The following is a 20,537-nucleotide window of genomic DNA, read 5'->3' on the forward strand; positions in this document are numbered from 1 at the left end:
AACCTCCCAGCCTGATTCCACCCTGCGGACGGATCGGAGCGGAGGAAACACATCAAATGCCGGTCAATCGGGCGACCCCATCAGAGCCGGAACAACCGGACAGGGCCGCTGCCCGCTGCACGGAAAAGGGAGGAGACCATGCCAACAGGAGAGACACGACATGACGCAAGTCGACCACAAGAAGCTGCTGGCCGAACGGCTGTCGGCGCGGCTTGGCCGCCGGGCCGTGCTGAAGGGTCTGGGTGCGGGCATCGTTGCCGCCAGCACCGCAGGCAGCTTTCCCGCCATCGCCCGCGCCCAGCAGAGCGGCCATCTGAAGATCGCCTCGATCAAGGTGATCGACACGCTGGACCCGCATTTCACCGGATTCCTGTCCGCCATTCAGGTCATCAACAACATCCATAACGGCCTGCTGAAGATCACCTATGACGGCACGGAGGTGAAATTCGAACCCGATCTGGCCGAGACATGGGATCTGGAAGACGACAAGACCCATGTGTTCAAGCTGCGCGAGGGGGTGATGTTCCATGACGGCACGCCCTGCGATGCCGAAGCGGTGAAATTCTCGCTGCTGCGCGTCAAGGAAGGCACGCCCGCCTCGCCGCATGCCTGGAAGCTGGAACTGCTGAGCGAGGTCGAGGTGGTCGACCCGCTGACCGTCAAGCTGCATTTCTCCGAACCCTATGCCTTCCTGCCGGTGGCGCTGAACGGCTCCACGGGCCGCGCGGGCACCATCGTCAGCCCCGCCGCCGTGCAGAAATACGGCGCCGATTATGGCCGCAACCCGGTGGGGACGGGGCCGTTCAAATTCGTGTCGTGGCGCGAGAATGACGCCATCGAACTGGAGGCGAATCCCGACTATTTCGAACCCGGCATGCCCAAGCTGGAACGCGTGACCTTCGTGCTGATGAACGAGGCCTCCACGGCGCTGGCCGCGCTGATGTCGGGCCAGATCGACGGCATGACCGACTGCCCGATGCAGCTGGTGGATCAGGTCGCCAAATTCCCCCGCGCCACGCTTTATGGCGAGATCGAGGGCAACTACACCTTCCTTGGCATGAACTGCAAAAGGGGCCCCTTCACCGACATCAACCTGCGCCGCGCCGCTGCTTGGGCGCTGGACCGCGACACGCTGGTGAAACAGGCCTATTTCGGGCGGGCGCAGGCGGCCTTCACCCCGATCTCGCCGCCCATGACCGGCTTTTTTGATCCCGACATCGCCACCTCCGGACGCGGCCAGTGGTTCGATCTGGAAAAGGCCAAATCCTTCCGCGCGCAGGCCGCCGAGCAGGGCGAGGTCGAAGTCACCTACATGATGGCCGAACGTGGCCCGGTGGGCACCCGCGTCGCCCAGACCATCGCGCCCATGCTGGCGCAGGTCGGCATCAAGGCCAATCTGGAACTGATCGAACCCGCAGCCTGGGTCAAACGCCGCAACGAGGGCGATTTCGACCTTTACGATTTTGAATGGGTGGCGGACCTTGATCCCGACGAGGCGATCTATCCCGAATTCAAGTCGGACGGCGCGTGGAACTTCTGCGGCTGGGTCAACACCGAATTCGACGATCTGTGCAAGCGCGCGCAGGTGCTGCTGGATACGGCGGAACGGGCCAAGCTCTATCACGCCGCCGAGGATCTGCTGATGGACGAGGCGCCCATCGGGATCATGACGCATATGCCCATCTACAAGGTGTTTTCCAACAAGGTTCAGGGCTTCCAGTATATCCCCGCGGATCTGGTCAACCTGCACACGGTCAGCCTCGCCTGATGCTGCGGCAGGCCCTTGGAAAGATCGGGCAGACGCTGGTCGTGCTGTTCATCGTCTCGGTTGCCACCTTCGGCTTGCTGAAGCTGGCACCGGGCGACCCGGTCCAGATCATGCTTGGCTCGGAATACTCGCCAGAGGCCTACGAGCAGCTGACAATCGAGATGGGGCTGGACCGGCCCTTTCTCACCCAATACATTGATTGGGCTACAAATTTCGTGACGGGCGACTGGGGCACCTCTTTTGTCGCCCGCACCGACATCTTCACCTATGGTTTCATGGAGGCGCTGCCCGTCACGCTGACGCTGGCCTCCTTCTCGCTGGCCTTCGCCATCCTGATCGGCGTGCCGCTGGGGGTGCTGTCGGCGGTGAAGAAGGACACGGCCTTCGACGCGGGCTCGGCGGTGCTGGCGCTGACCGGCACGGCCTTTCCGTCCTTCCTGCTGGGGATCCTGCTGATCTGGTTCTTCGGGGTCAAGCTGGGCTGGTTCCCGGTCATGGGCTATGTCTCGCCATGGCAGGATTTCTGGGGCGGGCTCTATCACATGATCCTGCCCGGGCTGACGCTGTCGACCTATTTCATCGCCATGATCACCCGGCTGACCCGCGCCACGCTGATCGAGGTGCTGGAACAGCCCTATATCGCCGCCGCCCGGGCGCGGGGCGAACCGGGCTGGCGGGTGATCTGGGTGCATGGCGTGCGCAACATTGCCATGCCGCTGGTCACCATTCTGGGCCTTCAGCTGGGCACGCTGCTGCAGGGCACGGTGCTGACCGAGACGGTGTTCAACCTGCCCGGCATCGGCCAGATGCTGACCAGCGCCGTGCTGGGCCGCGAATACATGGTGGTGCAGGCGGGGGTGATGATGACCGCCTTCCTGTTCATCGGGGTCAACCTGCTGGTGGACCTGTCCTATCCCATCCTTGACCCCAGACTGAGAGACCGCAGATGACCGTGCAGGCTCCTCTTCTTTCTGCGCCCGCCGCGCGCAGGCGCCGCGGGCGGCGCTCCATCTTCCTGCGGCGTCCGTTCTTCACCGTGGCGCTGATCGTGGCGGCGGGCTATCTGCTGGCCGCCATCTTCGCGCCATGGGTCGCGCCCTATGACCCGGTGCTGCAGGACATCAACGCGATGATGATGCCGCCCTCTGGCGCGCATCTGCTGGGCACCGACAGCTACGGACAGGACATCCTGTCGCGCGTCATCTTCGGCGCGCGCTACGCGCTGGTCATCGGCCTCTGCTCCGTGCTGATCGGGGCAGCGGGCGGGCTGGTGATCGGGCTTGCCGCCGGGCTGGCGGGGGGCTGGGTGGAATGGGCGCTGATGCGGCTTATCGACAGCATCCTTGCGCTGCCCTCGCTGATCCTTGCCGTGGCCTTCATCGCCATTCTGGGGCAGGGGGTCGACAAGGTGGTGATCGCGGTGGGTCTGTCGATGATCGGCCCCTTTGCCCGCACCGTGCGCGCCGACGTGATGCAGGTGCGCGTGCAGGGCTTCATCGAAGCGGCGCATCTGATGTCGATCCCGTCGCTGGCGGTGGTCTGGCGCCATGTGCTGCCCAACGTGATCTTTCCGCTGGCGGTGCAGGTGACGATCCGGATTTCCGAGGCGATCCTTGTCTCCTCCTCGCTGTCCTTTCTGGGCATCGGGGTCACGCCGCCCACGCCCGACTGGGGGCTGATGATCGCCGAGGGCCGCGATTTTGTCAGCTTCGCACCGTGGATGTCGGCCATGCCCGGCTTTGCGCTGGCGCTGCTGCTGATCGCCCTGTCCATCGTGGGGGATGGCATCCGCGAGGAAGTGGATCCCAAAAGCCGGAGGGGCGCATGAAAATGGATGCCATTGCCGCCGACCCGCTGCTGGCCGTCACCGACCTGACCGTCTATCGCGGTCAGGCCAAGATCCTCGACCGGGTGAGCCTGTCGCTGGCGCGCGGCGAGACGCTGGCGCTGGTCGGCGAAAGCGGCGCGGGAAAATCCACCATCGCCACCGCGCTGATGCGGCTTCTGGACGGCGCCGAGGTGGAGGGGCAGGCCGATCTGAGCGGCGCGGGCGATCTGCTGGCCCTGCCAGAGGCGCAGATGGTGCGGCTGCGCGGGCGGCGGATGTCGATGATTTTTCAGGATGCGGGCGCCGCGCTCAACCCCGCCTATACGGTGGGGCGGCAGCTGATTTCGGTGCTGCGCCGCACCATGGGGCTGGACCGGGCTGCCGCGCGCGCCCGGGCGGTGGATCTGTTCACGCAGGTCGGCATCAACGATGCCGAGGCGCGGCTTGGCGCCTTTCCGCATCAGCTGTCGGGCGGGATGCAGCAGCGCGTCATGGTGGCCATCGCCCTTGCCGGCAATCCCGACCTGCTGCTGGCGGATGAACCGACCTCGGCGCTCGACGTGACCATTCAGGCGCAGATCGTGCGGCTGATCCTGTCGCTGACCCGCGACCGGGGGGCAAGCTGCATCTTCGTGCTGCATGATCTGGCGCTGGCCAGTCAGGCCTGCGACCGCATCGTGGTGCTTTACGCCGGGCAGGTGGTGGAATCCGGCCCCGCCCATGACGTGCTGACCCGCAACCGCCACCCCTATACCCGCCAGCTGCAGGGCTGCGTGCTGGAAATCGGGCGCAAGGATCTGCTGGCGCCCGAAGGCAACGTGCCCTCGCATGACCAGATGCCCGAGGGCTGCCGCTTTGCCACCCGCTGCCCGCGCGCCCTGCCGCATTGCGCGACCGAGCCGCCGCCGCTGGCCCCCGCCGATCCCGCCCGCACCGGTCCGCTGGATCACGCCTTTGCCTGCTGGAACCCGGAATGAGGCCCGCATGATGAAAGACATGTCCGCCATGACCGATCCCCGCCAGCCGCCCGCGCCGACCCGCGCGCCGGTCTTTGAACTGATCGAGGTGGAAAAGGTGTTCCAGATCCGCCGCCCCGGCGCGGGCCTGCGCCGCGATACCGTCGGCCTGCGCGCGCTGGACGGGGTGCGGCTGCGCGTGGAACAGGGCGCCTCGCTGGCGCTGGTGGGCGAAAGCGGCTCTGGCAAATCCACGCTGCTGCGGGTGCTGCTGGGGCTTGATGCGCCCACGGGGGGCCGCGCGCTGTATCACGGGCGCCCGATCCGCGAGGTGCGCGCCGAAGGCCCGCGCTTTGCCCGCGATGTGGCGATGGTCTATCAGGACGCGCGCGGCTCGCTGGACCCGCGCATGACCATCGGTGCGCTGATCGCCGAACCCTTGCGGCATTTCGGCATCGTGCCCGGCGGGCAGGTGGCGGGCCGGGTGGCGGAGCTGCTGGCGCGGGTGGGCCTGCCTGCGGATGCGGCGCAGCGGTATCCGGCGGGGCTGTCGGGTGGTCAGGTGCGGCGCGTGGCCATCGCCCGGGCGCTGGCCTCCGAACCCTCTGTGCTGGTGGCGGACGAGGCGGTGTCGGGGCTTGATGTCTCCACGCAGGCGCAGCTTCTGACGCTGCTGCGCGGGCTGCAGCGCGACATGGGGCTGACGCTGGTCTTCATCACCCATGATCTGGGCGTGGCGAGCTATCTTTGCGAAGAGATCGCGATCATGTATCTGGGCCGCATCGTGGAAACCGGTCCCACCGATGCCGTGCTCGCCGCCCCCGCGCATCCCTATGCCGCCGCCCTGCGCGCCGCTGCGCCGCGGTTTTTCGAACCGCTGCCCGAACCGCTGCCGGGCGAGATCCCCAGCCCGCTTGACCTGCCGCCCGGATGCCGCTTTTCTGGGCGCTGTCCCATGGTGCAGCCCGACTGCCAGACGCGCGACCCGCAGCTGGGCCGCCATGGCGAAGGGCGCGCTGTCGCCTGTCTTCACCCGCTTGGCGCCGCCTGACGGCCCCTATTTCCAGATTTGCAGGATAGATCCCGAATGTTCGACTTTTTCTCCGCCCGCCGCCCCGACACGCTGGCCTCGCGCGCGATGATCGCCACCTCGCATCCGCTGGCCACTGCCGCCGGGCTCGAGATGCTGGGCCGGGGCGGTCTGGCCGTGGATGCAGCACTGGCCGCCGTGGCGGTGCAATGCGTGGTGGATCCGCTGATGACCGGCATCGGCGGCGACTGTTTTGCGCTTTACGCACCGAAGGGCGGCGCGGTGCGGGCGCTCAACGGCTCGGGCCGCGCGCCCGCCGGCGCCACGCTGGAGGCGCTGCGCGCCGCCGGGCTGACCGACGAGATCCCGCAGACCAGCCCCCATGCCGTCACCATCCCCGGGGCCATTTCCGCATGGTGCCGCCTGCATGCCGATTACGGCACGCTGCCGCTTGACCAGATCTTCGCCCGCGCCATCGCCTATGCCCGCGACGGCTATCCGGTGACGCCGCGCGTGGCGCAGGACTGGGCCGCCAATGCAGCCCTTGTGGGGGGCGATGCCCATGCCGCCGCCCTGTTCCTGCCGGGTGGCGCCGCACCGCGCGCGGGCGAGCGCCACGCGCAGCCGCTGCTTGCCGACCGTCTGACCGAAATCGCGGCCCATGGCGCCGCCGCCTTCTACGAAGGCGAGACGGCGTCCCGGATGGCAGCGCATCTGCAGTCGCTGGGCGGTCTGCACACCGCGCAGGATTTCCACGAAGGCCGCGATCAGGCCTTCTGGACCGATCCCATCTCTACCTCTTACGCTGGGTATGACGTGCTGGAATGCCCGCCCAACGGGCAGGGGCTGGTGGCGCTGCTGATCCTGCGCATCCTTGCCAAGTTCGACATGGGCGCGGAGATGTCCGAGGCTGACCGCATCCACCTGCATGCCGAAGCCACCAAGCTTGCCTATCACCACCGCGACGCGCTGATCGCCGATCCGGCATCCTGTCCCGGCGTGACCGACACGCTGCTGTCCGACGCCGTGGTGGATGCGCTTGCCGCACGGATCGACATGACCCGCGCGCTGCCGCCCGCGCTCTGGGACGAGCCCGAGCACAAGGACACCATCTATCTTTGCGTGGTGGATGCCGAGGGCAACGCGCTGTCCTTCATCAATTCCATCTTCCACGGCTTCGGCTCCACCCGGCTTGATCCAAAGACCGGCGTGCTGTTCCATTCGCGCGGCGCGTCTTTCCGGCTGATCGACGGCCATCCCAATGCCATCGCCCCCGGCAAGCGCCCGATGCACACGATCATCCCCGGCATGCTCTGCAAGGATGGCGCGGCGGTCATGCCTTTTGGCGTGATGGGCGGGCAGTATCAGGCCTCGGGCCATGCCGCCTTCCTGTCGGGCGTGCTGGATCTGGGGATGGATCTGCAGGCGGCCATGGACGCGCCGCGCAGCTTCGCCACGGGCGGCGAGTTGCAGATCGAACCGGGCGTGTCAGAGGCGGCGCGTGCCGATCTGGCGGCGCGGGGCCACAAGCTGAAGGTGATGGACAGCCCCATCGGCGGCAGTCAGGCGATCCGCATCGATACCGCAACCGGCCTGCTGCATGGCGGCAGCGACAGCCGCAAGGATGGCATGGCGCTGGGGTTCTGATGGCTTAGGCTCTGCCTTATCCAGCCTTCAGACTTCTGTAATTTTGCTGAAGGCCGGATGAGGCTAGTCTGATCCCGGAGCAAGCGGCGGAAAGGGCAGGGCCATGACCATTGAAACGACCGAGGTGCTGGTGGTGGGCGCCGGACAGGCGGGTGTTGCCGCCAGCGAACATCTGACCCGCGCCGGGATCCCGCATCTGGTGCTGGAACGCGCCCGCATCGCCGAACGCTGGCGCAGCGCGCGGTGGGATTCGCTGGTGGCCAATGGCCCGGCTTGGCATGACCGCTTTCCCGGCATGACCTTTCCGCATGACCCCGACGCCTTTGTGGGCAAGGACGAGGTGGCGGAGTATTTCGCCGCCTATGCCCGCCAGTTCAACGCCCCCATCCGCTGCGGGGTAGAGGTCAGCCGCGTCACCAGACTGGAGGGGCGCCCGGGCTTCCGCGCCGAAACCTCCGGCGGGGTGATCGAGGCGCAGGCGGTGGTGGCCGCCACCGGGGCGTTCCAGATCCCGGTGATCCCGCCGCTGGTGCCAGAGGATCTGCCGGTCACGCAGATCCATTCCTCGGACTATCGCAACCCGCAGGCGCTGCCCGAAGGCGCGGTGCTGGTGGTGGGGGCGGGCGCCTCCGGCAGCCAGATCGCGGATGAACTGAACCGGGCGGGGCGGCGGGTCTTTCTGTCGGTGGGTCCGCATGGCCGCCCGCCGCGCCGCTATCGCGGGCGGGATTTCGTCTGGTGGCTGGGGGTCTTGGGCAAATGGGATCTGGAGGCGCCCGCGCCGGGCACCGATCATGTGACCATCGCGGTCAGCGGCGCCCATGGCGGCGCTACCGTGGATTTCCGGCGTCTGGCCGCCGAGGGCATCACCCTGCTGGGCCGCACAGAGGGCTATGGCGACGGCGTGCTGCGCATCGCGCCCGATCTTGCCGCCAACATCGCCGCAGGTGACCGCGACTATCTTGCCGTGCTCGACGAGGCTGATGCCTATGTGGCGCGCAACGGGCTTGACCTGCCGCCGGACCCCGAAGCGCGGGAAATGCCCGCCGATCCGGCCTGCCTGACCGATCCGCTGAGCGCGCTTGATCTGGCCAAGGCGGGGATCACCACCATCCTCTGGGCCACCGGCTTCCGGTCGGATTACCGCTGGCTGCCCGAGGGTGCGCTGGACGCGCAGGGACATCCGCGCCACCAGCGCGGCGTGTCCCCCGAAAGCGGCATCTATTTCCTTGGGCTGCCGTGGCAGTCGCGGCGCGGGTCCAGCTTCATCTGGGGCGTCTGGCACGACGCCCGGCATGTGGCCGATCACATCGCCACCCGCCGCAGCTACATGGACTATCACGCGCAGGTTCAGGCGCGGACCGCGCCGCAGGCCGCCGAATAACCCGCACCCTTTGGAGAGACCATCTTGGCCCATACCCGCATCCGCCCCTTCAACACCCGCGACACCTATCCCGAACAGGCGCTGGACAACGACCTGTGTCAGGCGGTGGTCACCCGTGGCGGCCGCACCGTCTGGATGCGCGGCCAGTGCCCGCAGGATCTGGACACCGCGCGCAACATCGACAGCCACGATCCGGTGGAACAGACCCACAAGGTCATGCAGAACATCCGCCAGCTGATCGAGGAGGCGGGCGGCAGCATGGAACATCTGGTCAAGGTGGTGGTCTACATCACCGATGTCCGCCACCGCGAGGCGGTCTATCGCACCATGGGCGAATATATCCGGGGCGTGCATCCGGTCTCCACCGGGCTGGTGGTGTCGGCTCTGGCGCGGCCCGACTGGCTGGTGGAGATCGACGCCACCGCCGTGATCCCGGACTGAGGCGATGACCTTTTCTCTTGTCGCCCGCTGCGCCGAAACCGGCATGTTCGGCATGGTCATCTCCTCCTCCTCTCCGGCGGTGGCGGCGCGCTGCGCCCATGCCCGCGCCGGGGTGGGGGTGGTGGCATCGCAGAACGTCACTGATCCCGCGCTGGGGCCCCGGGTGCTGGACCTGATGGCACAGGGGATCGCCGCACCCGAAGCCGTGGCGCGGGTGCGCGAGGCGAGCCCCTTCATGGAGTACCGCCAGATTCTGGCCGTGGACGCCACCGGCGCGACGGCGGTGCATTCCGGCGAAAACGCGCTTGGGCTCTGGTCCAGCGCGCAGGGGCAGGACGCGGCGGCGGGCGGCAACCTGCTGGCGCAGGAGGGCGTGCCGCAGGCGATGCTGGACGGGTTTCTGGCCACCTCCGGCCATCTGGGCGACCGGCTGATCGCGGCACTGGCTGCCGGGCTTGACGCGGGGGGCGAGGCGGGGCCGGTGCATTCGGCGGGGCTGCTGCTGGTGGACCGGCTGAGCTGGCCCTTGGCCGAGCTGCGCTGCGACTGGACCGAAGCCTGCCCGATCGCCGCCGTGACCGAGGCCTGGGCGGTCTACAGGCCGCAGATGGGCGCCTATGTGCAGCGCGCGCTTGATCCGCGCGCGGCGCCTTCTTACGGCGTGCCCGGCGACGACTGATCCCGCGCCCCGCCCGCCCGGGCGGTGGCGCATCACAAGCGGGCGCGGACCCTATCCTTTGGAACAGGGGGGCCATCCCCCGGCTCCTTCGATCATCCCGACGTCCGCTCGTCCGGTGAGGGCTTCAGGCGTATATCTTGGTTATCGGAAGTTAACGAGTGACCTTGAAAGGAGCCTCCCATGACCGGCTATGTTGAAATCCTCACCTGCCTCGTGGTTGTCTTTGCTGCCGTCGAATTCCTCCACGATCATTACGCCCGCAAGGACGGTGATCACGACCTGTGATCCTGCGCGGCGCGGCCCGGCAGGGCGGCGCGACACCGGACCGGGTGCCGGGGCCGCCCGCCACACCGCACATCTCCCTGCCTGCCCGCGCGGGCGGGGATCAGGACCGGACCAGATCCGGCGATCCGCAGGGCCCTGACCTTCAGTCCTGCAGCTTCAGCAGCAAATCCTTCAGCTTCTGCGTGTCCCGCCGACCCAGCTTGCGGACCAGCGCCGCCTCGTAATCCTGCGCGGCGCCGGTCAGGACGCGGAACGCCTCTTCGCCCGGCGGTCGCAGCGACAGCCTTTCGCTGCGGCGGTCCTCGGGGCTGGTGGCGCGGGCAAGAAAGCGCTTCTCCTCCAGCGCCCGGACCGCGCGCGACACCTTGGTCTTGTGGATCGAGGCGCGGTCCGAGATCTCCTTGGCGCTGAGATTGCCATAGCGGCCAAGGTGGAACAGCACCCGCCATTCAGTGCGCAGCATCCCGTAACGGTCGCGGTAATTTGGCGAGAAAACATCGCTTTGCGCCTCCGCCGCCTGATTCAGCAGGAAGGGCGTGAAGGTCGAAAGTTCAAAGCTGTCGCTGTCATCCATCTTTTCTGATTTCGCCCCTTGTTAGTTACAAAAGCAACTAACATCCTCGCGCCAGTCAGTCGAGAGGAGGCGGAGCATGACCGATCAGAGCAGAGTGTCCGGGCTGACCCGGGCCGTGGGCATCAGCGCGCTGCGCGAAGGCTACATGCCCGGCTTTGGCAATGATTTCGAGACGGAGGCCTTGCCGGGCGCGCTGCCCGAGGGCCGGAACAGTCCGCAGCGCTGCGCCTACGGGCTTTATGGCGAGCAGCTGTCGGGCACCGCCTTCACCGCGCCCAGCCATCAGAACGAACGGACATGGTGCTACCGCATCCGGCCTTCGGTCAAACATTCCGCCCGTTACGAAAAGATCGCGCTGCCCTACTGGCAGTCGGCGCCGAATGTGGATCCGGACGTGATCAGCCTTGGCCAGTATCGCTGGGATCCGGTGCCGCACAGCGACGCCCCGCTGACATGGCTGACGGGGATGCGGACCATGACCACGGCGGGCGACGTGCATATGCAGGTGGGCATGGCCGCGCATATCTATCTGGTCACCCAGTCGATGCAGGATGCCTATTTCTATTCCGCCGACAGCGAATTGCTGGTGGTGCCGCAAGAGGGGCGGCTGCGGTTCTGTACCGAACTGGGCGTGATCGACCTTGCGCCGCAGGAAATCGCCCTCCTGCCGCGCGGGCTGCTCTACCGGGTCGAACTGGTGGAGGGGCCGGCGCGGGGGTTTGTCTGCGAAAACTACGGGCAGAAATTCACCCTGCCTGGGCGGGGCCCGATCGGCGCCAACTGCATGGCCAACCGCCGCGATTTCAAGACCCCCGTCGCCGCCTTCGAGGATCGCGATGCCGCCTCGACCGTCACGGTCAAATGGCAGGGCCAGTTCCATGTCACCCGGATCGGCCATTCGCCGCTGGATGTGGTGGCGTGGCACGGCAATTACGCGCCGGTGAAATACGACCTGCGCACCTACTGCCCGGTGGGGGCGGTGCTGTTCGATCATCCGGATCCGTCGATCTTTACCGTGCTGACCGCGCCCTCCGGGGTGGAAGGCACGGCGAACATCGATTTCGTGCTGTTCCGCGAGCGCTGGATGGTGGCGGAAAACACCTTCCGCCCGCCTTGGTACCACAAGAACGTCATGTCCGAACTGATGGGCAACATCTACGGCCAGTATGACGCGAAGCCCCAAGGGTTTGTGCCGGGGGGCATGAGCCTTCACAACATGATGCTGCCGCACGGGCCGGACAATGCGGCCTTCGAGAAGGCGAGCCTTGGCGATCTGGCGCCGCACAAGCTCGACCACACCATGTCCTTCATGTTCGAGACGCGCTTTCCCCAGCATCTGACCCGCTTTGCCGCCACGGAGGCGCCGCTGCAGGACGATTACATCGACTGCTGGGAGAGCCTGAAAAAGCGCTTCGATGGCACGCCCGAAGGGAACTGGGAGTGAGCGCCGCGCGGACGTCGCGGGGGCAGGGGGGCGCTGCCCCCCGCCTTCGGCTCCCCCCGGGATATTTCTGGCCGAAGGAAGACGGGGCGCGGTCATGAGCCTGAGGACAAGCTGGGTCGAGAGCGCAAATGCGCCGGGCTGCGAGTTTCCGCTGAACAACCTGCCTTATGGCGTGTTCGATGCCGGGCAGGGGCCGCGCCTGGGGGTCGCCATCGGCGACCGGGTGCTGGATGTGGCGGCGGTGGATCACGGGCTTGATGCCGGGCTTTTTGCCGAACCGGCATGGAACGCGGTGATGGCGGCGGGGCCGCAGATCTGGGCGGCGCTGCGGGCGCGGCTGACGGTCCTGCTGGGCGATGTGGCACATCAGGCGGCGGTGGCGCCGCATCTGCTGCGCCTTGAGGAGGTGACGCTGGGCCTGCCCTTCACCGTCAGCGAGTTCACCGATTTCTACGCCTCGCGGCATCATGCCACCAATGTCGGCACCATGTTTCGCGGGCCAGAAAACGCGCTGCCGCCGAACTGGCTGTCGATCCCCATCGGCTATAACGGGCGGGCCTCGTCGCTGGTGGTATCGGGCACGGATGTCCGCAGGCCATGGGGGCAGCTGAAGGCGCCCGGGGCGGATCTGCCGCATCTTGGCCCTTCGGCGCGGTTCGATCTGGAGCTGGAGCTGGGGGCGGTGGTCGGCCTGCCCTCCGCGGGCATGGTGTCGGTGGCGCAGGCGGATGCGATGATCTTTGGCTATGTGCTGCTGAACGACTGGTCGGCGCGCGACATTCAGGCTTGGGAATATCAGCCGCTGGGGCCGTTTCAGGCCAAGGCCACGGCGACGACGGTATCGCCCTGGATCGTGACCACGGCCGCGCTGGAGCCGTTTCGCGTTGGCCCCCCCGCGCGGGAGCGGCCCCTGCTGCCCTATCTGCGCGAGCCGGGGCCGATGCAATATGACATCGCGCTGAGCGTGGGGCTGACGCCCGAGGGCGGGGCGGAAACCATTCTGGCGCGGACCAATGCCCGCGAGCTGTATTATTCGGCAGCGCAGCAGCTTTGCCATCACACCACCAGCGGCTGCCCGATGCGCACCGGCGACCTGCTGGGGTCGGGGACGATCTCGGGCGGCACGCCGGACAGCCGCGGCTCGCTTCTGGAGCTGAGCTGGGGCGGGGCGGAGCCGGTCCGGCTGGCGGATGGCACGGAGCGCCGCTTCCTGCAGGATGGCGACCGGCTGACGCTTTACGGCGCGGCGGAAGGGCAGGGCTATCGCGTGGGCTTCGGCTCCTGCACCGGGCAGGTGCTGCCCGCCCTGCCGCAGCCCGCATGGACACAGGACTGAAGGGAGGATCCCATGAGCAAGGCATTCGCGTCGCAAGGCGACATGGACGAGAAAAAGATCAGTTTCACCGAAGTGGGCGAAGGGCTTTATGCCTTCACCGCCGAGGGGGATCCCAATACCGGGGTGATCATCGGCGATGACAGCGTGATGATCGTCGAGGCGCAGGCGACACCCCGGCTGGCGCGCAAGGTGATCGACTGCGTGCGCTCGGTCACTGACAAGCCGATCAGCCATCTGGTGCTGACCCATTACCACGCGGTGCGGGTGCTGGGCGCCTCGGCCTATGGCGCGCGTGACATCATCATGAGCGACGTGGCCGCGGCCATGGTCGAGGAGCGCGGGCAGGAAGACTGGGACAGCGAATTCGGGCGCTTTCCACGGCTGTTTCAGGGCCATGAGGAAATTCCCGGCCTGACCCGGCCCACGGTGACCTTCAGCGACCGCATGACCGTCTATCTGGGCCGCAGGCGGGTGGACATCCTGCATCTGGGCCGGGCGCATACCGCAGGCGATGCGGTGGTCTGGGTGCCCGATCAGGAGGTGATGTTCACCGGCGACATCGTGGAGTTCCATTCGGCCTGCTATTGTGGCGACGGGCATTTTGCCGACTGGCCGGAGACGCTGGCGCAGATCGCGGCCTATGAGCCGCGCGCCATCGCGCCGGGGCGCGGCGATGCGCTGCTGGGAGAAGACGCGGTGGCGCAGGCGCTGGAAAACACGGCGGATTTTGTGCGCTCCACCTACAGGCCGGTGGCACGCGTGGTGGCGCGGGGCGGCTCGCTGCGGGAGGCATGGGATGCGGTGCGCGACGCCTGCGATCCCAAATTCTCCGATTACGCGATCTATGAGCATTGCCTGCCGTTCAACGTGGCCCGCGCCTATGACGAGGCGCGCGGCATCGACACGCCGCGGGTCTGGACCGCCGAACGCGACCAGCAGATGTGGGCCGCCCTTCAGGGGTGAGCGCCGGTCCGGGCGCAGCCCGGCGGTCTCTCAGGGGGAGAGACCGAGGCGCGAACGGGCGGAGCCCAGCCGGTCCGGGCGCAGCCCGGCGATCTCTCCGGTGGAGAGACCGAGGCGCGAACGGGCGGAGCCCGTGCAAAGCAGGCGCGGGCCGGGGGTGCTGCCCCGGCCTGCGCGCCCCGGTGGTGGAGCACCGGGGACGCAGAGGGAGGAGAGACCATGCCAGCCTATTCCTATGATCCGCAGCCCTTTGTCCGCCCGCCCGAACTGGACGGCGGCCGCACCGGCGCGCCGGTGGCGATTGTCGGCGCGGGGCCGGTGGGGCTTGCCATGGCCATCGATCTTGCGCTGCAGGGCGTGCGGTCGGTGGTGCTGGACGATAACAACGTGGTGTCGGTGGGCAGCCGGGCGATCTGCTGGGCCAAGCGCACGCTGGAGATCTTTGACCGGCTGGGCGTGGGCGAGCGGATGCTGGCCAAGGGCGTGACGTGGAAGGTGGGGCGGCTGTTCCATGGCGAGACCGAGGTCTACAGCTTCGACCTGCTGCCCGAGGATGGCCACAAATACCCGGCCTTCATCAATCTGCAGCAATATTACGTCGAACAGTATCTGCTGGACCGGGCCAAGGAGTTCCCCGATCTCATCGACCTGCGTTTTCTGTCGAAGGTGACCGGGCACCACGCCGGGGAGGACGGCGTGACGCTGACCGTCGAGACGCCCGAAGGCGCGTATGACCTGCGCGCCGACTGGCTGCTGGCCTGCGACGGGGCGAATTCGGCCACGCGCCGCCGCATGGGGCTGGCCTTTGCCGGGCAGACCTTTGAAGAGCAGTTCCTGATTGCCGATATCGAGATGGCGGAAAGCCCCTTCGCGCAGGGCCAGCCGGAGCGCTGGTTCTGGTTCGACCCGAGCTTTCATCCCGGCAAGTCGGCGCTGCTGCACATGCAGCCCGATGACATCTACCGCATCGACCTGCAGCTGGACCCGGGCGCCGATGCCAAGGCCGAGGCGACCGAGGAAAAGGTGATCCCGCGCCTCCGGGCAATTGTCGGCGACAGGCCGTTCCGGCTGGACTGGCTGTCGGTCTACAGGTTCCGCTGCATCCGGCTGGACCGTTTCGTGCAGGGCCGGGTGATCTTTGTCGGCGACAGCGCGCATGTGGTCAGCCCCTTTGGCGCGCGGGGCGGCAATGGCGGCATTCAGGATGCCGACAATCTGGGCTGGAAGCTGGCCGCCGTGGTAAAGGGGGCGGCGGGCCCCGCGCTGATCGCCAGCTATGACGAGGAACGCGGCCATGGCGCTGCCGAAAACATCCTCAACTCCGCGCGCTCGACCAATTTCATGACCCCCAAAACCCCGGTGGAGGCGCTGTTCCGGCACGAGACGCTGCGGCTGGCGCATGACCACCCCTTCGCCCGGCGGCTGATCAATTCGGGCCGCCTGTCGCTGCCCTGTTCGCTGGCGGGGCTGTCATTGCAGACCCCGGGCGAGGGCCGCGTGGGCGAGCCGATGGTGGATGCGCCGGTGGGCGAGGGCTGGCTCTTGCCGCTGCTGCACGGCGCCTTCACGCTGGTGGGGTTTGGCGACATCGCGCTGCCGGATCTGGGCCTGCGGCGGGTGGGGATCGGCCAGAGCGCCCGCGACTATCCCACCTATGACGACAGGACGGGCCACGCGCTGCAGCGCTATGGCACGGGGCTGGCCTATCTGGTGCGGCCCGATGGCCATGCGGCGGCGGTGTTCCGGGGCAGGGTCGATCCGCAGGCGCTAGACGCGGCGCTGTCCCGCGCCATGGGCCGCGACTGCGAAAGGGCGATGGCATGAGCGCGCAGCAGATGGGTCTGGGCGCCCGGGGTGACGAGTTCTACGAGGCGCTGATGGCGGCGCATGACGGGCTGAGCGAGGCGGAAAGCCACGCGCTGAACGCGCGGCTGGTGCTGCTGCTGGCCAACCGCATCGGCGATGTGGACGCGCTGAAGGATCTGCTGGCGGTGGCGCGTAGCTGTGGCTGAGGTGGTGCTTCACGATTACTGGCGTTCCACGGCAAGCTGGCGGGTGCGGATCGCGCTGAACCTTTCGGGGCTGGCATGGCAGCGCCGCGCCGTCGATCTGCGCGCGGGGGACCAGCACCGGCAGGCGCATCTGGCGCTGAACCCGCAGGGGCTGGTGCCGGTGCTGGAAATCGACGGGCTGCACCTGACGCAGAGCCTTGCCATTCTGGACTATCTGGAGGCGACGGGGCGGCTGGCGCTGGTGCCGCCCGATCCGGGACAGGCGGCGCGGGCGCGCGCGGTGGCGCTGGCCGTGGCCTGCGACATCCACCCCGTCTGCAACCTGCGGGTGGCGGATCACGTGGCGCGGCTGACCGGGCGGGAGGAGACGCGCGCCGACTGGATGCGCGCCACCCTCCTGCCCGGACTGGCGGCGGTGGAGCGGATGCTGGACCCCCACGGTCCCTTCTGCCTTGGCCCCGATCTGACGCAGGCCGATCTGTGCCTGATCCCGCAGCTTTACAACGCCGCCCGCTGGGGCGTGGCGCTGGACGATCTGCCCCACATCACGCGGGTGGCTGCGGCCTGCGCCGGTCTTGATGCCTTTCGCAACGCCTCGGCAGAGGCGCTGCGGCCCGGCGCGGACCCGAACCTTGGCGAGCCGGGCTGACGCTTACATCCGCATCCGGGGCACGTCATGCGGATCAAGCCGCAGCTCGATCAGCAGCGGGCGGTCGCGCACCTCGATCGCGGCGAGGGCTTTCTGCAGATCCGCCTCCGACCGGACCAGCACGCCGCGTCCGCCGAGCGAGGTGGCGACATCGGCAAAACAGGGCCAGTCGAATTCGGTCAGCGCCGGATCCATCTGCCGGTCAAGGAACTGGATATGCTCGGCGCCATAGGCGCTGTCATTGCACAGGATCACGATCAGATCCTGCTTCAGCCGCACGGCGGTGTTGAATTCGGTGAGGCCGCCCATCATGAACCCGCCATCGCCGGAAAACAGCACCACGGGGCGGTCAGGGGCCGCAATCGCCGCGCCGATGGCTTCGGGCATGCCAAGGCCGATGGAGCCGAAATTGGCGGTGTTCACGAAGCTGCGCGGATCCGGGGCAGAGATGCGGCACCAGACCTCGGTCATGAAACGGCCGCCATCGCTGACAAGGATGCGGTCCTGCGGCAGCGCCTGTTCCAGCTGCTCCAGCGCGGGGACGTATTTGATGCAGCCCTCGGCCACGGCGCCCTTGGGGGCGGGGGCATGGGCGCGCAGGGTCTGCGGGTCAAGCTCGGGGGTGAAGCCGGAGGCGGGGATCTCGGCCTCGTCCAGCCAGTGCACAAAATTGTCGGCGGTCAGCCCGGCATCGGCCACCAGCGCCGCATCGGGATGCACGCTGCGCCCGATGGCGCGCGGATCGGTGTCAATCTGCACCAGCCGCTTGCCCTCCGTCAGCTTGCCGCGATCCGTGGTGAAATCGTGCAGCCCCGCGCCAAAGCACAGGATGCAGTCGGATTTGGCGATCACGTCATAGGCGGCGGGGGTGCTGAGCGTGCCGAAAATGTCCATGTCATAGGGATGACCCCGGAACAGACCCTTGGCCTTGAGCGTGGTGGCCACCGGCGCCTCCAGCCGTTCGGCAAGGCGGAGGATCTGCGCCCGCGCCCCCGAAGCACCGCTGCCGGCAAGGATCACCGGACGGCGCGCGCTGGCCACCATGCCAAGCGCCTGATCCAGCGCGTCGCCTTCGGGCACATAGCTGCGCGTCTCGAACACGCTCAGCACGTGGCGGGCATACCGCGCCTCCTGCCACATGAAATCGGCGGGCATGTTCAGCACGACAGGCCGCCGTTCGACCTGCGCGCGATACATGGCGCGGGCCACGTCGCGGGCCACGGTGTCGGGGCTGCGCAGCTGTTCGAACCCGGCACCGGTGGCGGCCACCACCTCGCGCTGGTTGATGCCCTGCAGGTGGCGCGGATTGGACACCGGCGTGTCGCCCGCCAGCAGCACCATGGGGATCTGCCCGCGCACGCCTTCGGTCAGCGCGGTGACGCAGTTGGTCAGCGCCGGGCCATGGGTGATGGTGGCGACCCCGACCCGCCCGGTCACATGGGCCCATGCCAGCGCCATCAGCACCGAACTGCCCTCATGTGCGGCGGGGATGAACCGGCCCCCGCAGGCGCGGGCGAAATGATCGGCGATGAACAGGTTGGCATCGCCCATCAGGCCGAACAGCCTGTCGATGCCATGATCGCGCACCGCCTGCGCGATGGCCTGATGGACATGGGTCTTGGCGGGGGCTTGGGCGGGCTGCGCGTCATCGTACATGGGCTGTCTCCTGAGCTGATGTCAGGATAGCGCGAAAGCGCCGCACCGTGTGTGCATGTTGCAAGGGCCGCCGCACCGCAGATGCGCGCTACGGCTGATTTTGCGCGACATTCTGCGCGAAACGTGCATTCTGGCATGGAACACTGCAAGGGAGCCGCAGATGCCGCTGGACCGTTACGACCGGCAGATTCTCGACGCGCTGCAGCGCGACGGGGCGCTGACCAATGCGGATCTGTCGGCGCGGGTGAATCTGTCGGCCTCGCAATGCTCGCGCCGCCGCGCCGCGCTGGAGGCGGCAGGCTATATCGAAGGCTACCGCGCCCGGCTGAACGCCGTGAAGCTGGGTCTGGGGATAAGGGTGGTGGTGCGGGTGAACCTGCGCAGCCATGGCAAGGACGCGGACAGCCATTTCTCGCGCTGGATCGAGGCGCAGCCCGAGGTGCAGTCGGCCTTTTCCGTCTCGGGCGATGCGGATTACATCCTGCATGTGCGGGCGCGCGACCTTGGCGGCTTTTCCGATTTCCTGCACGAACGGCTGCTGATCCAGCCCGAGGTGGCGCAGGTGCGGTCGGATTTTGTGCTGCGCACCTTCAAGGACAGCGACGCGCTGGATCTGGGACATGCGGGGTAAAGCGGCGCGGCCCGCAGGCCGCGCGCCGCCGCCGCCTCAGTAGGGCAGGCCGATGTAATTCTCGGCAAGGTCTTTCTGCGCCGTTTCCGAGTCCGCCAGATGGGCCAGCGTGGCGCGGCGCATCTGCGCGGCAAAACTGTCCTCGCCCTCGAACTGGTGCAGCATGGTCGTCATCTGCCAGCTGAAGCGCATGGCCTTCCAGATCCGCTGCAGCGCGCGGGCCGAATAGCCGTCGATGCCCGCCGTGGAGCCGTGGGTCAGGGCCGCAATCAGCGCCTCGCTGGCGTAATGCACATCCGAAAACGCAAGGTTGAGCCCCTTTGCCCCGGTGGGCGGCACGATATGCGCGGCATCCCCCAGCAGCAGCAGCCGACCCCAGCGCAGCGGTTCCGACACGAAGCTGCGCAGGGGGGCGATGGATTTCTCGATCGACGGGCCGGTGACCAGCGCCGCCGCCGCCTGCGCCGGAATCCGCCGCTTGAATTCGGTCCAGAAGCGGTCGTCGGACCAGTCCTCGACCTTGTCGCTCAGCGGCACCTGCACGTAATAGCGCACCAGATTGGGGTTCCGCATCGAGGCCAGCGCGAAACCATGTTCGGAATTGGCATAGATCAGCTCGTCATGGACCGGCGGGGTGCGGGACAGGATGCCAAGCCAGCCAAAGGGATAGACCCGCTCGAATTCCTGCCGCTTCGCCTCGGGGATGGTCTTGCGGCTGACGCCGTGGAAACCGTCGCAGCCCGCCACATAGGCGCAGGTCAGGGTCCGGCGCGCGTCCTCCACGGTGAAGCTGACAGAGGCCTGCGCCGCGTCCAGATCCTCGATCACCACATCCTCGACGCCATGAAGGACCGTCGTGCCCATGGCATCCTGTGCGGCATACAGATCCTCGGTCACTTCGGTCTGGCCATAGATCATGACCCGCCTGCCGGTCAGCGCCTTGAAATCGATATGCACCATGCGGTCGCCATCGGTCAGGTAGGTGCCGTCATGGGGGAGGCCCTGCGCGTCCATCCGCGCGCCGATGCCCGCCTCGCGCAGCAGTTCGACCGAGCCCCATTCCAGCACGCCCGCCCGGATCCGCGACAGCACATGCGCACGGCTCGACCGTTCCAGCACCACCGTGGCGATGCCCGCGCGGTTCAGCACCTGCGACAGCAGCAGCCCGGAGGGCCCGCCTCCGATAATGACGACCTGGGTATCCATGGGGGTCTCCTCCTTTGCCTTGGCGGCCGAAAATAGGGCCTCGGGCGC

General features: G+C 67.7%; 19 protein-coding genes. 16 read left to right on the plus strand and 3 right to left on the minus strand.

The genetic code is table 11. The annotated features are described in order from the left end of the window. The first annotated feature begins 160 nt into the window (after positions 1-160). The 9 genes from VK682_RS04310 (at position 161) to VK682_RS04350 (ending at position 9,733) form a co-directional block, all read left to right on the plus strand. Positions 161-1,768: an ABC transporter substrate-binding protein gene (locus VK682_RS04310; RefSeq protein WP_089844699.1), complete on the plus strand. Its 1,608-nt coding sequence runs from the start codon at positions 161-163 to the stop codon at positions 1,766-1,768. Further along, positions 1,768-2,718 carry an ABC transporter permease gene (locus tag VK682_RS04315; protein ID WP_230796344.1) on the plus strand — a complete coding sequence of 317 codons (951 nt, stop codon included), beginning with the start codon at positions 1,768-1,770 and terminating at the stop codon, positions 2,716-2,718. Before VK682_RS04310 ends, VK682_RS04315 begins: the two co-directional genes overlap by 1 nt. Positions 2,719-2,720: 2 nt before the next feature. Then, the gene (locus VK682_RS04320; RefSeq protein WP_230796342.1) at positions 2,721-3,596 is read left to right on the plus strand and encodes an ABC transporter permease; all 876 of its coding nucleotides are present in this window, start codon (positions 2,721-2,723) and stop codon (positions 3,594-3,596) included. Beyond that, the gene (locus tag VK682_RS04325) at positions 3,593-4,573 is read left to right on the plus strand and encodes an ABC transporter ATP-binding protein (RefSeq protein WP_230796341.1); all 981 of its coding nucleotides are present in this window, start codon (positions 3,593-3,595) and stop codon (positions 4,571-4,573) included. The genes VK682_RS04320 and VK682_RS04325 overlap by 4 nt, the downstream gene beginning before the upstream one ends. A gap of 7 nt (positions 4,574-4,580) precedes the next feature. Further along, the gene (locus VK682_RS04330; protein WP_230796340.1) at positions 4,581-5,603 is read left to right on the plus strand and encodes an oligopeptide/dipeptide ABC transporter ATP-binding protein; all 1,023 of its coding nucleotides are present in this window, start codon (positions 4,581-4,583) and stop codon (positions 5,601-5,603) included. Between the two features lie 36 nt (positions 5,604-5,639). Next, positions 5,640-7,229, plus strand: a complete 1,590-nt coding sequence (locus VK682_RS04335; protein WP_230796338.1) for a gamma-glutamyltransferase family protein — start codon at positions 5,640-5,642, stop codon at positions 7,227-7,229. 103 nt (positions 7,230-7,332) lie between these two features. Then, positions 7,333-8,613 (plus strand): flavin-containing monooxygenase, encoded by a 1,281-nt coding sequence (locus VK682_RS04340; RefSeq protein ID WP_324781492.1) that lies wholly within the window; start codon positions 7,333-7,335, stop codon positions 8,611-8,613. 24 nt (positions 8,614-8,637) lie between these two features. Continuing rightward, positions 8,638-9,054 carry a RidA family protein gene (locus VK682_RS04345; RefSeq protein ID WP_089844709.1) on the plus strand — a complete coding sequence of 139 codons (417 nt, stop codon included), beginning with the start codon at positions 8,638-8,640 and terminating at the stop codon, positions 9,052-9,054. A gap of 4 nt (positions 9,055-9,058) precedes the next feature. Then, positions 9,059-9,733 (plus strand): DUF1028 domain-containing protein, encoded by a 675-nt coding sequence (locus VK682_RS04350; protein ID WP_230796335.1) that lies wholly within the window; start codon positions 9,059-9,061, stop codon positions 9,731-9,733. Between the two features lie 427 nt (positions 9,734-10,160). Here VK682_RS04350 and VK682_RS04355 read toward each other — a convergent pair whose 3' ends face one another. Beyond that, positions 10,161-10,592: a MarR family transcriptional regulator gene (locus VK682_RS04355; protein ID WP_089844713.1), complete on the minus strand. Its 432-nt coding sequence runs from the start codon at positions 10,590-10,592 to the stop codon at positions 10,161-10,163. A gap of 76 nt (positions 10,593-10,668) precedes the next feature. On the opposite strand from VK682_RS04355, the gene hmgA reads away from it, so the two are divergent. From hmgA to maiA, 6 genes are all read left to right on the plus strand, one after another. Beyond that, positions 10,669-12,036, plus strand: coding sequence for a homogentisate 1,2-dioxygenase (gene hmgA, locus VK682_RS04360; protein WP_230796333.1), 1,368 nt, complete (start codon positions 10,669-10,671; stop codon positions 12,034-12,036). A 94-nt stretch (positions 12,037-12,130) separates the two neighbouring features. Next, positions 12,131-13,372: a fumarylacetoacetase gene (gene fahA, locus VK682_RS04365; RefSeq protein WP_324781493.1), complete on the plus strand. Its 1,242-nt coding sequence runs from the start codon at positions 12,131-12,133 to the stop codon at positions 13,370-13,372. Positions 13,373-13,384: 12 nt separating this feature from the next. After that, a complete protein-coding gene (locus VK682_RS04370; RefSeq protein ID WP_324781494.1) occupies positions 13,385-14,335 on the plus strand; it encodes an MBL fold metallo-hydrolase in 951 nt (316 codons plus the stop codon). A gap of 219 nt (positions 14,336-14,554) precedes the next feature. After that, a complete protein-coding gene (locus VK682_RS04375; protein WP_324781495.1) occupies positions 14,555-16,159 on the plus strand; it encodes an FAD-dependent oxidoreductase in 1,605 nt (534 codons plus the stop codon). Beyond that, entirely contained in the window at positions 16,156-16,347 is a 192-nt protein-coding gene (locus VK682_RS04380) for a DUF2783 domain-containing protein (protein ID WP_230796328.1), read from the plus strand. The genes VK682_RS04375 and VK682_RS04380 overlap by 4 nt, the downstream gene beginning before the upstream one ends. Beyond that, positions 16,340-16,996, plus strand: a complete 657-nt coding sequence (gene maiA / locus VK682_RS04385; protein WP_230796327.1) for a maleylacetoacetate isomerase — start codon at positions 16,340-16,342, stop codon at positions 16,994-16,996. Before VK682_RS04380 ends, maiA begins: the two co-directional genes overlap by 8 nt. 3 nt (positions 16,997-16,999) lie before the next feature. Here the strand turns inward: maiA and VK682_RS04390 are convergent, their stop codons facing one another. Further along, positions 17,000-18,652 (minus strand): thiamine pyrophosphate-binding protein, encoded by a 1,653-nt coding sequence (locus tag VK682_RS04390; RefSeq protein ID WP_230796326.1) that lies wholly within the window; start codon positions 18,650-18,652, stop codon positions 17,000-17,002. Between the two features lie 160 nt (positions 18,653-18,812). On the opposite strand from VK682_RS04390, the gene VK682_RS04395 reads away from it, so the two are divergent. Continuing rightward, on the plus strand, positions 18,813-19,283 hold the full coding sequence (locus VK682_RS04395; protein ID WP_089844729.1) for an Lrp/AsnC family transcriptional regulator: 471 nt from the start codon (positions 18,813-18,815) through the stop codon (positions 19,281-19,283). A gap of 36 nt (positions 19,284-19,319) precedes the next feature. Here the strand turns inward: VK682_RS04395 and pobA are convergent, their stop codons facing one another. Next, positions 19,320-20,489, minus strand: a complete 1,170-nt coding sequence (pobA, locus tag VK682_RS04400; RefSeq protein ID WP_324781496.1) for a 4-hydroxybenzoate 3-monooxygenase — start codon at positions 20,487-20,489, stop codon at positions 19,320-19,322. Between the last annotated feature and the right edge of the window lie 48 nt (positions 20,490-20,537).

Origin of the sequence: Salipiger marinus (genome assembly GCF_035481585.1) — a bacterium.
Lineage (GTDB): Bacteria > Pseudomonadota > Alphaproteobacteria > Rhodobacterales > Rhodobacteraceae > Salipiger > Salipiger marinus.

What these genes read in the sequence shown, in the direction of transcription:
- VK682_RS04395 (WP_089844729.1), top strand. Translation starts at nt 18,813, where the DNA reads ATGCCGCTGGACCGTTACGACCGGCAGATTCTCGACGCGCTGCAGCGC.
- VK682_RS04330 (WP_230796340.1), top strand. Translation starts at nt 4,581, where the DNA reads ATGATGAAAGACATGTCCGCCATGACCGATCCCCGCCAGCCGCCCGCG.
- VK682_RS04335 (WP_230796338.1), top strand. Translation starts at nt 5,640, where the DNA reads ATGTTCGACTTTTTCTCCGCCCGCCGCCCCGACACGCTGGCCTCGCGC.
- VK682_RS04380 (WP_230796328.1), top strand. Translation starts at nt 16,156, where the DNA reads ATGAGCGCGCAGCAGATGGGTCTGGGCGCCCGGGGTGACGAGTTCTAC.
- VK682_RS04325 (WP_230796341.1), top strand. Translation starts at nt 3,593, where the DNA reads ATGAAAATGGATGCCATTGCCGCCGACCCGCTGCTGGCCGTCACCGAC.
- pobA (WP_324781496.1), bottom strand. Translation starts at nt 20,489, where the DNA reads ATGGATACCCAGGTCGTCATTATCGGAGGCGGGCCCTCCGGGCTGCTG.
- VK682_RS04350 (WP_230796335.1), top strand. Translation starts at nt 9,059, where the DNA reads ATGACCTTTTCTCTTGTCGCCCGCTGCGCCGAAACCGGCATGTTCGGC.
- VK682_RS04390 (WP_230796326.1), bottom strand. Translation starts at nt 18,652, where the DNA reads ATGTACGATGACGCGCAGCCCGCCCAAGCCCCCGCCAAGACCCATGTC.
- VK682_RS04355 (WP_089844713.1), bottom strand. Translation starts at nt 10,592, where the DNA reads ATGGATGACAGCGACAGCTTTGAACTTTCGACCTTCACGCCCTTCCTG.
- fahA (WP_324781493.1), top strand. Translation starts at nt 12,131, where the DNA reads ATGAGCCTGAGGACAAGCTGGGTCGAGAGCGCAAATGCGCCGGGCTGC.
- VK682_RS04315 (WP_230796344.1), top strand. Translation starts at nt 1,768, where the DNA reads ATGCTGCGGCAGGCCCTTGGAAAGATCGGGCAGACGCTGGTCGTGCTG.
- VK682_RS04375 (WP_324781495.1), top strand. Translation starts at nt 14,555, where the DNA reads ATGCCAGCCTATTCCTATGATCCGCAGCCCTTTGTCCGCCCGCCCGAA.
- VK682_RS04370 (WP_324781494.1), top strand. Translation starts at nt 13,385, where the DNA reads ATGAGCAAGGCATTCGCGTCGCAAGGCGACATGGACGAGAAAAAGATC.
- VK682_RS04310 (WP_089844699.1), top strand. Translation starts at nt 161, where the DNA reads ATGACGCAAGTCGACCACAAGAAGCTGCTGGCCGAACGGCTGTCGGCG.
- VK682_RS04340 (WP_324781492.1), top strand. Translation starts at nt 7,333, where the DNA reads ATGACCATTGAAACGACCGAGGTGCTGGTGGTGGGCGCCGGACAGGCG.
- hmgA (WP_230796333.1), top strand. Translation starts at nt 10,669, where the DNA reads ATGACCGATCAGAGCAGAGTGTCCGGGCTGACCCGGGCCGTGGGCATC.